Annotated in this window: 9 protein-coding genes; 4 read left to right on the top strand and 5 right to left on the bottom strand. The window is 62.4% G+C overall.

Annotated features, from left to right (window positions below; genetic code table 11):
* Positions 1–322 precede the first annotated feature (322 nt).
* From LG281_RS13165 to LG281_RS13185, 5 genes are all read right to left on the bottom strand, one after another.
* Positions 323–2,884: an FAD-dependent oxidoreductase gene (locus tag LG281_RS13165; RefSeq protein WP_404401400.1), complete on the bottom strand. Its 2,562-nt coding sequence runs from the start codon at positions 2,882–2,884 to the stop codon at positions 323–325.
* Between the two features lie 180 nt (positions 2,885–3,064).
* Positions 3,065–3,949 (bottom strand): bifunctional methylenetetrahydrofolate dehydrogenase/methenyltetrahydrofolate cyclohydrolase FolD, encoded by an 885-nt coding sequence (gene folD / locus LG281_RS13170; RefSeq protein ID WP_404401402.1) that lies wholly within the window; start codon positions 3,947–3,949, stop codon positions 3,065–3,067.
* 68 nt (positions 3,950–4,017) lie between these two features.
* Complete coding sequence (purU, locus tag LG281_RS13175; protein WP_404401404.1) at positions 4,018–4,875, bottom strand: formyltetrahydrofolate deformylase; 858 nt, start codon at positions 4,873–4,875, stop codon at positions 4,018–4,020.
* Between the two features lie 35 nt (positions 4,876–4,910).
* Positions 4,911–5,843 carry an electron transfer flavoprotein subunit alpha/FixB family protein gene (locus LG281_RS13180; protein ID WP_404401406.1) on the bottom strand — a complete coding sequence of 311 codons (933 nt, stop codon included), beginning with the start codon at positions 5,841–5,843 and terminating at the stop codon, positions 4,911–4,913.
* Positions 5,844–5,864: 21 nt separating this feature from the next.
* Positions 5,865–6,614 (bottom strand): electron transfer flavoprotein subunit beta/FixA family protein, encoded by a 750-nt coding sequence (locus LG281_RS13185; RefSeq protein ID WP_404401408.1) that lies wholly within the window; start codon positions 6,612–6,614, stop codon positions 5,865–5,867.
* A 251-nt stretch (positions 6,615–6,865) separates the two neighbouring features.
* On the opposite strand from LG281_RS13185, the gene LG281_RS13190 reads away from it, so the two are divergent.
* From LG281_RS13190 to LG281_RS13205, 4 genes are all read left to right on the top strand, one after another.
* Positions 6,866–7,972: a GlxA family transcriptional regulator gene (locus LG281_RS13190; protein WP_404401410.1), complete on the top strand. Its 1,107-nt coding sequence runs from the start codon at positions 6,866–6,868 to the stop codon at positions 7,970–7,972.
* A gap of 177 nt (positions 7,973–8,149) precedes the next feature.
* Positions 8,150–9,403, top strand: a complete 1,254-nt coding sequence (locus tag LG281_RS13195) for a sarcosine oxidase subunit beta family protein (RefSeq protein ID WP_404401412.1) — start codon at positions 8,150–8,152, stop codon at positions 9,401–9,403.
* Between the two features lie 15 nt (positions 9,404–9,418).
* Positions 9,419–9,721 carry a sarcosine oxidase subunit delta gene (locus LG281_RS13200; protein ID WP_404401414.1) on the top strand — a complete coding sequence of 101 codons (303 nt, stop codon included), beginning with the start codon at positions 9,419–9,421 and terminating at the stop codon, positions 9,719–9,721.
* Positions 9,718–12,711, top strand: coding sequence for a sarcosine oxidase subunit alpha (locus LG281_RS13205; protein WP_404401416.1), 2,994 nt, complete (start codon positions 9,718–9,720; stop codon positions 12,709–12,711). The genes LG281_RS13200 and LG281_RS13205 overlap by 4 nt, the downstream gene beginning before the upstream one ends.
* Positions 12,712–12,713: the final 2 nt, after the last annotated feature.

The raw sequence follows: 12,713 nt of genomic DNA on the forward strand, positions 1-12,713 counted from the left end.
CTCCTGGGCAGTAGATGTCAAATAGGAGGAATGCGACATAGGGGCGGACTTTTCGAGACAGCGCCTTGCCGGGTCGCAGATATGTCTGGCCCCGCATTTCGTTGGCACGGCCCTTCGGGTCTCGCACTCCTCGCGCCCTGCGCCGCTTCAAAATGGCGATCAGGACACAGGGAGTGTGAGACCCGAAGGGCCGTGCCAACGAAATGCGTCTAGAGTAAGACGACGTTTCGTTCAATCGCCATCTTGCTCTAAGCTTTGTTGTCGCGGGATTAGGCCTCCGTCCCTGCTGGAACGGAGGCCCTGAAGGCCGTTTTATCGGAAATCAGCTTCTGGGCTTGAGGTTCTCGGGGTCGTAGAGCGGTTTATAGCCTACGCCCGCGACTTCGACCGGATAGGTCTCCCCGAAGTATTCGACAGTGAGTTTTCGCCCTTCCTGGCAATAGGACCAGGGAAGGTACGCCAAGGCGATGTTCTTGCCGATCGTTGGCCCGTAGACCACCGAAGTGGTGTAGGAGCGCCGGCCCAACTCATCGACAAGGGTTTCACCCGTCTCGGGATCGAGCACCGGCATGATGCCGACCGGATAGCGTGCGACACCGTTGCTATCGATGTTGTCGGTCATCACGAGCGTGCAGAGCATGGCAGGCTGATGGTCGCGCGCGCGATATTCGAGGTGCTTGGCCTTGCCCCGGAAGTCGGCCTCTTTGACCTTCGGGCGCGCCAGATCCGCTTCGAGCAGGTTGTAATGGGTGAGCAGATCGGCGTTCTGCAGCCTCAGGCTCTTTTCCAGACGGCGCGAGTTTGCATAGGTTTCGACGCCGACCGCGATCACGCCCGTCGAGCGCAATGCATCCCAGACGGCAAGGCCGTCTTCATAGGCCATGTGTAATTCCCAGCCCTGTTCGCCCACATAGGAAATGCGGAAGGCCGTGACGTCCTTGCCCGCAATCTTGACGGGCCGGATGGCCGCGAAGGGGAAGTTTTCGACCGACAGCATGTCGGGATCCTCGACGACCTTTTGCAGGTTGATCCGCGCGTTCGGCCCCCAGATGCCGATGGTGACGTATTTCTCGGCAACGTCGGTGATGGTGACGTCGAAGCCCTTGTCCTGGGCGACGCGGCGCATGTAGTTGAGGTCGCGCGGGCCGGCATCCGCCCCGTTGACGAGGCGGCAGCGATCGGCCATGCGGATCACGGTAAAGTCGGCCCGCACATTGCCCTCATCGTCGAGGAAGTGGGTGTAAATCCCCTTGCCGATATTGGCGTCCCCACCAATTTTCGCGGCGCAGAGCCATTCAAGCAGCGCCACGTGATCGGGGCCTTCGATATCGGTAATGTGGAAGTGCGAGAGATTGATGATGCCGCAATTCTCGCTCAGTTCCAGGTGCTCGGCGTTGGAGACGCGCCAGAAATGGCGGTTGTCCCATTCGTTCTCCCGCACCGGTATGCGGTCGCCGAACTTTTCAAGAAGGTGCTCGTTGGCGGCATAGCCATGGGCGCGCTCCCAGCCGCCCAGCTCCATGAAATAGCCGCCAAGCTCTTTCTCGCGTTCATAGAAAGGCGACTTGCGGATGCCCCGGCCGCCGGCGAAAGGCTCGCGCGGGTGGACCGGCGGATTGTAGATCTTGGACGCCGTTTCGATGCAGCGCTCCTCGATATAATTTGCCTCGAGCTGGAACGGATTGAACCGGGCGTAGTCGATGCTGGCGTGGTCGATTGCGGTGCGGCCGTCCGTCATCCAATCGGCCACGAGCTTGCCCATGCCCGGGCCGTCCTTGACCCAGATGCCTACGGCGTACCACAAGCCTCGCACCTTCTGGCTTTCGCCGATGGAGGGGCCGCCGTCGGTGGTCGTCTGCAAGAGGCCATTGAAGGAATGGCCTTCGTTGTAGCCCAACTCGCCCAGGATCGGGGTCAATTCGATGGCCCGCTCCAGGGGGTCGAGGACCTGTTCCATTTCAAGATCGCGCTGGGAGGGGGAAAGGCGGGCCTGTTCCTTCTCGAGCAGGTCGCGCGGGTGCACGAGGCGCGGGTTGTGCTCCTCGTAATAGCCCCATTCGATCTGACCGCCTTCGGTGGTCTTGGGGTCGCCGGTGTCGCGCATATAGGCGGAGTTGCCCTGGTCGCGCAGCAGCGGCCAGCCGATGTCCTTGCCGGTGCCCTCGAATTCGTTGTACGGCCCGAAGAAGGTCAGCGGATGATCGACCGGGAAGACAGGAAGGTCCTCGCCCGCCATTTCGGCGATGAGGCGCCCCCAGAGGCCGGTGCAGACAACGACATAGTCGGCCATAATTGTGCCGCGGGAGGTCTCAACGCCCGCAATGCGCCCGTCCTCGATAATCAGCTTTGTCGCGGAGGTGTTGGCGAAGACCTGCAGCTTGCCATCGGCGACGCCCTGATCGACGAGCTTGCCGGCCACGGTCTGCGAACGCGGAATGACGAGGCCGGCATCGGGGTCCCAAAGCCCGCCCTGAACCAGACTTTCCTCGATCAGCGGGAATTTTTCCTTGATCTCGGCCGGGTCCATCAGCCGCGCCCGGCTGCCGAAGGCCTTGCCCGAAGCGACCTTGCGTTTGAGTTCGTCCATGCGCGCGTCGTCATCCACCCGCGCGACCTCGATACCGCCGATGCGCGAGTAGTGGCCCATCTTTTCGAAGAAATCGATGGAATAGAGCGTGGTCCACGTCGTCAGGTAGTCGTGGCTGGTCGCATAGCAGAAATCCGAGGCGTGCGCCGTCGATCCGATGTCGGTCGGAATGCCGGACTTGTCGATGCCGACGATATTGTCCCAGCCGCGCGCGATCAGGTGGTGGGCGACGGACGCCCCCACGATACCGCCGAGCCCGACGATGACGACCCTCGCCTTATCCGGAAACGCAGACATTGTTATTCCTCCTGGTGTCAGTGGCGAGATCATAGTGGAAGGCATCCGCGGCACGCTTGCATGCCTGCGACATGCGGGTCGCAAAGATGTCCGAATGCGGCGCGCGGCGCGGCGCCGCATTTGCCGCAACGCAGGCGCCGGAAGGCGAGGTCCAAAGCAGGGAGGCGCTCATAGCCGCCCCTACCACAGCGCCGGCGCAGGGAACCCCTTGCGCTGGTACGCCGCGACCAGTGCATTGTGCATCAGGCTCATGATGGTCATGGGCCCCACGCCACCGGGCACGGGTGTTATCGCTCCGGCCTGTTTCGCGGCGCGGTCGAATTCGACGTCGCCCACAAGCGTCTTCTTGCCGTCGCGCAGCAATCGGCTTGTGCCGACATCGATAACGGTCGCGCCGGGTTTGACCCAGTCGCCCTTGATCATCTCGGCCTGCCCGACGGCGGCCACGACAATGTCGGCCTGCCGGACCCTGGAGGCGAGGTCGCGCGTGCGCGAATGGGCAATCGTCACGGTGGCGTTTTCGGCGAGCAGCAATTGCGCCATGGGTTTGCCCACAAGAATGGAGCGGCCGACGACGATGGCTTCGGCGCCGGAAAGCGTTTCACGCGCCGATTTGATGAGCATGAGGCATCCCAGCGGCGTGCAGGATACCAGCCCTGGCAATCCGGAGGCCAGGAGGCCCGCATTTATGGGGTGCAACCCATCCACATCCTTGGCGGGTTCGATCGCCGAGATGACCGAAGACGCGTCCAGATGCCCCGGAAGAGGAAGTTGCACGAGGATGCCGTCCACCGCTTCATCCGCATTGAGATCGGCAATGAGCCCAAGAAGCTCCTCCTGGGTTGCCGTTTCCGGGAGCACGTGCTCGAAGCTCTCCATGCCCAGCTGTTTGGCCATTTTTGCCTTGGAGCGTACATAAACCTCGCTCGCCGGGTCGGCGCCGACCAGAACGACGGCAAGGCCGGGCCGCCGTCCCGTTTTCTCGACGAAAGGTGCTAGAGCGCCGGTGATCCGCTCACCCAGGCTTGCCGCATAGGCCTTGCCGTCGATGATCCTTGCACTCATCGGTCTGTCTCCTGAACGCGCGACGTTTCTGTCACGTGGGGATTTTGGGGCAGGGATGATCCGCGGAGCTAGGGCGTGAACACCACGGTGCGGTGCTTGTTAAGCATGACGCGGCCTTCGAGGTGATACTTCACGGCCCGGGCCAGCACGCGCGACTCGATATCCCGGCCGCTCGCCACGAAATCCTCCGAGGTGTAGGCGTGGCTGACGCGCTCGGTTTCCTGCTCGATGATCGGCCCCTCATCGAGGTCGGGCGTGACGTAGTGCGCCGTCGCCCCGATCAGCTTCACCCCGCGTTCATGCGCTTGATGATAGGGCTTGGCGCCCTTGAAGCTCGGCAGGAACGAATGGTGGATGTTGATCACCATGCCGAAGAGGCGGCTGGACAAGTCGTTGGAAAGCACTTGCATGTAACGGGCCAGGACGACCAGTTCCGCGCCGGTGTCACGGACCAGATCGAGCAGCCTCGCTTCCTGCTCGGGCTTGTTCTCCTTGGTGACTTTCCAGTGGTAGTATGGAATGGCTTCATGATCGGCGATGGAGCGGGCGTCTTCGTGGTTCGAGACGATCGCGACGACCTCCGCGTTCAGCCAGCCGGCTTTGATCTGGTAGAGAAGATGCAGCATGGCATGGTCGAACTTCGAGACCATGATGATGATCTTGGGCCGCCGGGACAAGTCCTCGACCTTGACCTTCATATCGAAGCGGTCGACGGACGGCTTGAGGGCGAGCTCCAGCGTGTCCCGGCTCACCTCGCTTGGCGTGCTGAACGAGATGCGCAAAAAGAACTGGTTGGTCTGGCGGTCCCAGAACTGGTTCGATTCCACGATGTTCGCCCCCCGCGAGGCCAGTGCCGTGGTGACCGCCGCGACGATACCCGGCTGGTCGTCGCAGGCCAGTTTCAGGATGTAAGAATTCTCGCTCATAGGTCGCCCCCATTCCCTCTCGTGACGTGTGCCGATCAAAGCTGGCGTTCCAACTCGGGGAGCAGCTCGAAGATGTCTCCGACCAGTCCGTAATCGGCGAGCTGGAAGATCGGCGCTTCGGCATCCTTGTTGATCGCGACGATCACCTTGGCATCCTTCATGCCAGCCACATGCTGGATGGCGCCGGAAATGCCGCAGGCGATGTAGAGATCGGGTGCAACGATCTTGCCGGTCTGTCCGACCTGCCAATCGTTGGGCGCATAGCCCGCATCGACCGCCGCGCGGGATGCGCCAACGGCGGCGCCCAATTTGTCGGCGAGGGGCAGGATGATTTCGCGGAATTTTTCTTCCGACCCCAGCGCCCGGCCGCCGGAGATGACGATGCGTGCCGAACTCAATTCGGGGCGTTCACTGACCGAGAACCTGTTTTCGACAAAGCGTGACAGTCCGGAATCTGCGGCTTGAGCGACCTCCTCGATCGCGGCGCCGGCATCCTGGCTGGCCGCAGGAGCGAAGCCGGCGGTCCGTACCGTAATCACCTTCGTCGTATCCGTCGTTTGGACGGTCTGGACGGCATTGCCCGCGTAAATGGGCCGCTTGAAGGTATCGGGGGCGACGACCTCGATGATCTCGGAGATCTGCATCACGTCGAGCAAGGCAGCGACGCGCGGCAGGACGTTCTTTCCGGTGGTGGTCGCCGGTGCGATGATGGTGTCGTAGTTTCCGGCGAGCGACACCAACAGGTCGGCCGTGGGTTCGGCGAGCCGGTGCGTAAGCGCTTCGCTTTCAGCGAGCAGCACCTTGCGCACGCCGGCAAGCCGGGCAGCCGCTTCTGCCACACCCTTGGCAGCGTTACCCGCGACGAGGATATCGATCTCCGCGCCGATCTTGGCCGCAGCGGTCAGGGTGCGAGCGGTCTGATCGGAGAGTGCAGTGTTGTCGTGTTCAGCGAAAAGAAGAATGGCCATGACTTGGATCTCCAACCAATATTAAAGGACGCCCGCCTCGTTTCGGAGCTTGTCGACGAGTTCGCCGACGCTGCCCACCGTGATGCCGCCTTTGCGGGCGGCGGGTTCCTCGGTGCCGAGCACCTTGAGCCTTGGCGCCACCTCGACGCCGTAATCGCTGGGGCTCTTTTCCTCGAGCGGCTTTTTCTTGGCTTTCATGATGTTGGGAAGGGAAGCGAAGCGCGGCGTGTTGAGGCGCAGATCGACGGTGACCACCGTGGGCAATCTCACCTCGACGACCTCAAGCCCGCCATCGACCTCGCGGGTAACTTTTGCGCTGCCGTTCTCGATTTCGACGTTGGAGGCGAATGTCGCCTGTGACCAGCCCAAGAGCGCCGAAAGCATCTGGCCGGTCTGGTTACAATCGTCATCGATCGCCTGCTTGCCCAGAAAGACCAGTTGCGGCGCCTCGGCTTCGACCACGCCTTTAAGGAGCTTTGCGACCGCCAACGGCTCAACGGCGCCATCAACCGCGATCAGGATGGCGCGGTCGGCGCCCATTGCGAGAGCGGTTCGCAGTACGTCTTGCGCCTGCGCCGGCCCAATGGTGACGACGACGATTTCCTCAGCCTTGCCGGCTTCCTTGAGGCGGATCGCCTCTTCCACGGCGATTTCGTCGAAGGGGTTCATCGACATCTTGACGTTTGCAAGATCGACGCCCGATCCGTCTGGTTTGACACGGATTTTGACGTTGAAATCGACAACGCGTTTTACTGGCACCAAGACTTTCATCTTCCACTCCTTTTCAGCATCGACCGGTGTCGCAACCGGTCGATGTGCCGGACTCCCAAGACCATCAGAAGTACGATGCAACGCCGCAGCCTCGCCCCCGACGCGCTCCCTAACCCCAGTAAGAAAACTGGGTCTCCCGCGGATGACCGGAAATATTGCGACAGTTTAGCGGGGTGAAAAGAACGATTGCGTCAAACGCAGATTATCGCTACGACATTTTCATAAGAGAAGTCGTCATCGGGAGAAGGGCGATGGAAATCTCTCGGGGTGATGCGTCTTCACGTTCGCAAGCGAACCTGGCAGGCGGATCGAAATCGCGGTCGCAAGAACCGCGGCTTTCGGTCGGGTTTATACTGGCCAAGCGCTTTACCTTGTGCGCCTTCGCCAATTTTGTCGACGTGCTGCGGCTGGCCGCGGACGAGGGCGATAGAAGCCGACAGATCATGTGCCGCTGGACGGTTCTCTCGGACACCATGAACGCCGTGCCGTCGAGTTGCGGGGTCACCGTGCAGCCGAACGAAAGGCTGGGCGATCCCACCAAGTTCGACTACATCGTCGTCATCGGTGGCCTCGTCGACGAAATCGACAATTTCAGCCCGGCATATACGCAGTATCTTCGCAATGCCGCTGCTGCAGGTGTGCCACTGGTCGGGGTTTGTACCGGCGTCTTCAATCTGCACACAGCCGGTCTGCTCGATGGATACAAATGCTGCGTGAGCTGGTTCCATCACCATGATTTTCTGGAACAGTTCGACGGTCTCGATCCGGTTTCCGATCAGATATTCGTTGTAGATCGGAACCGCCTCACCTGCTCGGGGGGCGCGAGTTCGGCCCACCTTGCGGCCTATCTGGTCGAAAAGCACGTCGGGCGCTCGCAGGCGAGCAAGAGCCTGCACATCATGATCATCGACGACGCCCTGCGCGCCGAAAAGCCGCAGCCTGGCGTGCCGATCGATCTCAGGACCAAGGACCCCATGGTACAACGGGCGCTGCTCATCATGCAGCAGAACATCGATACCCCGCTATCGGTGGCTGCCATTGCAAGCAGGATGGGCAAGAGCAAGCGCCAGCTGGAGCGGCATTTCCGGTCGGCGCTCAACACCTCCCCACAGGCCGCTTTTCTCGACGTCAGGCTGACGCTAGCGCGGCATCTGGTCGAGGCCAGCGAGAAATCCATAGCCACCATCGCGGTGGATTGCGGCTTTTGCGACTCGTCTCACCTGAGCCGCATGTTCCGGCGCCGGTTCGGCTGCACGCCGCATGAGATCCGGGTCGCCGCCGGCAAAAAGCTCGACGCCCTCGAGGTACTTCCCGGTTCCATTCACGTTCTTCCGACGCCGGAATTGCGGTACGCCTGACACAGCATTCGAGCGAATATTCCCGCTCCGGCCTCTCCTGCGCACCTGAACGCATCCCGCGATTCCCGTCCGGATGGCGGTGTCGTTCCGCTGCGACGCCTTTGACGCAAATATCCTGTCCAGTGAGCGGCATCGTCGCGATGATGCCGGCAATCCATAAGATAAGGGGGGAAAGCGATGTCTCGCTTCTCTTTTGCGTCGCTGCTCGCCAATTCACTCACCGGGCACAAGAACTGGAAGCCGCAATGGCCGGATGCCGAGCCGAAGGCGGAGTACGACGCGATCATCGTCGGCGCCGGCGCTCACGGCCTGGGCGCGGCGTATTACCTGGCGAAGGAACACGGCATCCGCAACGTCGCGGTGATCGAGAAGGGCTGGCTGGGCGGCGGTAATACTGGCCGTAACACGACGATCATCCGGTCCAACTATCTCTATGACGAGAGCGCCAGGCTCTACGACCACGCTGTCAAGCTCTGGGAGGAGATGTCCCAGGAGCTCAACTACAACGTCATGTTCTCCCAGCGTGGCGTGATGATGCTGGCGCATAACGTTCATGACGTGCAGAGCTTCAAGCGCCACATCCACGCCAACCGCCTCAACGGCGTCGACAACGAATGGCTGACGCCCGAAGAGGCCAAGGAAATCTGCCCGCCGCTCAATATTGCGCCCGATGCGCGCTATCCGGTGATGGGCGCGGCCCTGCAGCGGCGCGGCGGCACGGCCCGGCACGACGCGGTGGCCTGGGGGTACGCCCGTGCCGCGGCGGCGCTTGGCGTGGATATCATCCAGAACTGCCCCGTCATCGCAATCCGCCGCGACACTTCGGGTAAGGTCATCGGGGTCGATACCGGCAAGGGCTTCATCAAGGCAAAGAAAGTTGCGGTTTCGGCTGCGGGCAGCACGTCGGTGGTGATGGATACGGCGGGCGTGCGCCTGCCGCTCGAGAGCTATCCGCTGCAGGCACTGGTCTCCGAGCCGGTCAAGCCGATCTTCCCTTGCGTTGTTATGTCGAACACGGTGCACGCCTACATTTCGCAGTCGGACAAGGGCGAACTCGTCATCGGCTCGGGCACCGACCAGTACGTCTCCTACAGCCAGCGTGGCGGGTTGCCGCTCATCGAGCACACGGTTGCGGCGATCTGCGAAGTGTTCCCGATCTTCACGCGCATGCGCATGCTGCGCAAATGGGGTGGCATCGTCGATGTAACGCCCGACCGCTCGGCGATCATCGGCAAGACGCCGGTGCCCGGGCTTTATGTCAACTGCGGCTGGGGCACGGGCGGCTTCAAGGCCACGCCAGGGGCGGCGCATGTCTTTGCCTACACCATCGCGCGCGACGAACCGCATCCGATCAACGCTCCGTTCACGCTCGAACGGTTCAAGACCGGCCGGCTGATCGACGAAGCGGCGGCCGCCGCCGTCGCGCATTAGGGAGGATTACACGCCATGCTTTTGATCCATTGCCCCCATTGCGGCGGCGAATATCCCGAGGTCGAGTTCATGTATGCCGGCGAGGCGCACATTGCGCGTCCGGAGGATCCCTCGCAGCTCACCGACGACGAGTGGCGCGATTACCTCTACATCCGTTCGAACCCGCGCGGCCTGCATTTCGAGCGCTGGCGGCACATCCACGGCTGCGCGCGCTTTTTCAACGCCGCGCGCGATACCGTCACCGACAAATTCAAAATGACCTACAAGATCGGGCAACCGCGCCCGAGTGAGGCAGAACTCGAGGACGCCCGGTCATGAGCACGTATCGTCTATCCGGGAAGGGCCGCGTCGATTACGACAAGCCCGTCCGCTTCACCTTCAACGGCACCAGCTACACGGGCTATGAGGGCGACACGCTGGCCTCGGCGCTTCTGGCCAACGGCGTTCACCTCGTTGGCCGGTCGTTCAAATACCACCGGCCGCGCGGCTTCCTGTCGGCTGGCTCGGAAGAGCCGAATGCGCTGGTGGGGGTCGAGCACGGCCCTGCCCGCTGCGAACCCAACACGCGCGCCACGGTTCTCGAGATCTATGACGGGCTCAAAACGACCAGCCAGAACCACTGGCCATCGCTCGAGCGCGATATCGGCGCGATCAACGACGCGCTCTACATGGCGTTCCCGGCAGGGTTCTACTACAAGACTTTCATGTGGCCGAAGTCCTTCTGGAACAAGGTCTACGAGCCATTTATCCGTGGGGCCGCAGGCCTGGGCGTGTCGCCTAAGGAACCGGATCCGGACACCTATGCCAGCCGTTTCGCCCATTGCGACGTCCTGATCGTTGGCGCCGGTCCGACCGGTTTGGCGGCGGCGTTGGCAGCCGGCCGCAGTGGGGCAAAGGTCATCATCGTCGATGAGCATTGCGAGCTTGGCGGTTCGCTGCTTTCGGAAACCGATGCCGGCATAGACGGTCAGTCCGGATGGAACTGGCTTGAAGCGACCGTTGAGGCGTTGCAGGCACTCGATAACGTGACGTTGCTGCCGCGCACGACCGCTATCGGTTACTATCACCAGAATTTCGTCGGCCTTTGCCAGCGGCTGACCGACCACCTTGCCGACGTCCCCGAAGGCGCGCCGCGCGAGCGGATGTGGAAGGTGCGGGCGAAACAGGTTGTTCTCGCCCAGGGCGCCATCGAAAAGCCGCTGGTCTTCGACGGCAACGACCGTCCGGGCGTGATGCTTGCCGGCGCGGCGCGAACCTATCTCAACCGCTATGGCGTCAAGGTCGGCGACCGTCCGGTGGTCGTTACCTCTCACGACAGCGCCTGGCTGACGGCTTTCGACCTCGCGCAGGCGGGCGTCAAGGTGGCGGCGATCATCGATATTCGACACAGCGTGTCCGAGCACTTGCTCTCGCAGGCGCAGTCGTTGGGCATCGAGACCCTCACTGGCTGGTCCGTGGCCGGCACCAAGGGTCGCCTCCGCGTCAATTCCGTCCGGGCTATACCGATCGGCGGTAGCAGCGGGTCTGCCCGCGAGATTGCGTGCGATGCCCTATTGATGTGTGGCGGCTGGAATCCGAGCGTTCATCTGTTTTCCCACACAAAGGGTAAGCTCGAGTGGAACGAGAGTGAGCAGACGTTTCTTCCGGGCGAGCACACTGAAAACGCCCGCTGCGCGGGTGCGGGCAATGGGGCCTTTGGGCTCGGCAATGCGCTTGCGCAAGGGGCGCAGGCGGGCGCCGAGGCTGCGGGAGATGCCGGTTTCGAGGCGGTTGCAGAGAGCTACGAGGTTACGGGCGAGTTCGATTTGACTGGCATTAGCAGCCGCGAGTTGCCCACCGACAGGAACCCTGGAAAAGCCAAGGCTTTCGTCGATTTCCAGAACGACGTGACCGCCAAGGATATCCGCCTCGCCGTCCGCGAGGGCTTCAAGTCGATCGAGCACGTCAAGCGCTATACGACCACAGGCATGGCGACCGATCAGGGCAAGACCTCCAACATCAACGGGCTTGCCATCGCAGCGGATGCAGTCAAGCGTCCGGCTCCGGCTGTCGGCCTCACCACGTTCCGTCCGCCTTATACGCCGACGACGTTCGGCACGTTCGCCGGTTACAGCCGGGGGCGGTTGTTCGAAGTGACGCGCAAGACTTCGATCGATAGCTGGGCCGAGGAGCAGGGCGCGGCCTTCGAGCCGGTGTCGCTCTGGCGCCGGGCGTGGTATTTCCCGAAGGCTGGCGAGGATATGCACGCCGCTGTCGCACGCGAATGCGCGGCGGTGCGCAAGTCGCTCGGCATCTTCGATGCGTCGACGCTGGGCAAGATTGAAATCGTCGGCCCGGACGCCGCCGAGTTCATGAACCGCATGTACACCAATCCCTGGACCAAGCTGGCGCCGGGCCGCTGCCGCTATGGCTTGCTGCTCGGGGAAGACGGGTTCATCCGCGACGATGGTGTCATCGGACGGCTCTCGCAGGACCGCTTCCACGTCACCACGACGACCGGTGGCGCGGCGCGTGTGCTCCAGATGATGGAGGACTATCTCCAGACCGAATGGCCCGACCTCAAGGTCTGGCTGACGTCGACGACGGAGCAGTGGGCTGTGATCGCGCTCAACGGTCCCAACGCCCGCAGGCTGATCGAACCTCTCGTGGAGGGGATCGACCTGTCCGAGGAGGCCTTCCCGCATATGTCGGTGGCCGAGGGACGCATTTGCGGTGTGCCGACACGGCTCTTCCGGATGAGTTTTACCGGGGAGCGCGGCTACGAAATCAACGTGCCGGCACGCTATGGCCGGGCGGTTTGGGAAAAGCTCTTTGCGGACGGTCAGGCCTACGACATCACGCCGTATGGCACCGAGACGATGCACGTTTTGCGCGCCGAGAAGGGCTACATCATTGTCGGGCAGGATACCGACGGCACGCTGACGCCTCAGGATGCGGGGCTGAGCTGGGCCATTGGCAAGAAGAAGCCCGATTTCGTGGGCAAACGCTCGCTCACGCGTCCCGATATGCTCAAGACGGACCGCAAGCAGCTCGTCGGGCTCCTGACCGAAGATCCCAAAGTGGTTCTCGAGGAAGGGGCGCAGATCGTCTTCGATCCCAACCAAAGCCTGCCGATGACGATGGTCGGGCATGTCACGTCCTCGTACTGGAGCGCAAGCCTTGGCCGGTCGATCGCTCTCGCCGTTGTCGAGGGTGGGCAGGCGCGCATGGGCGAGACCGTCCATATCCCGATGCCGGACAGTACGCTGCGGGCGACGATCACCGGAACGGTGTTCTACGACCCCGAGAACGCGCGCCTGAGCGCATAGGA

Source organism: Pelagibacterium halotolerans (genome assembly GCF_044811015.1).
GTDB classification, from domain to species: domain Bacteria; phylum Pseudomonadota; class Alphaproteobacteria; order Rhizobiales; family Devosiaceae; genus Pelagibacterium; species Pelagibacterium halotolerans_A.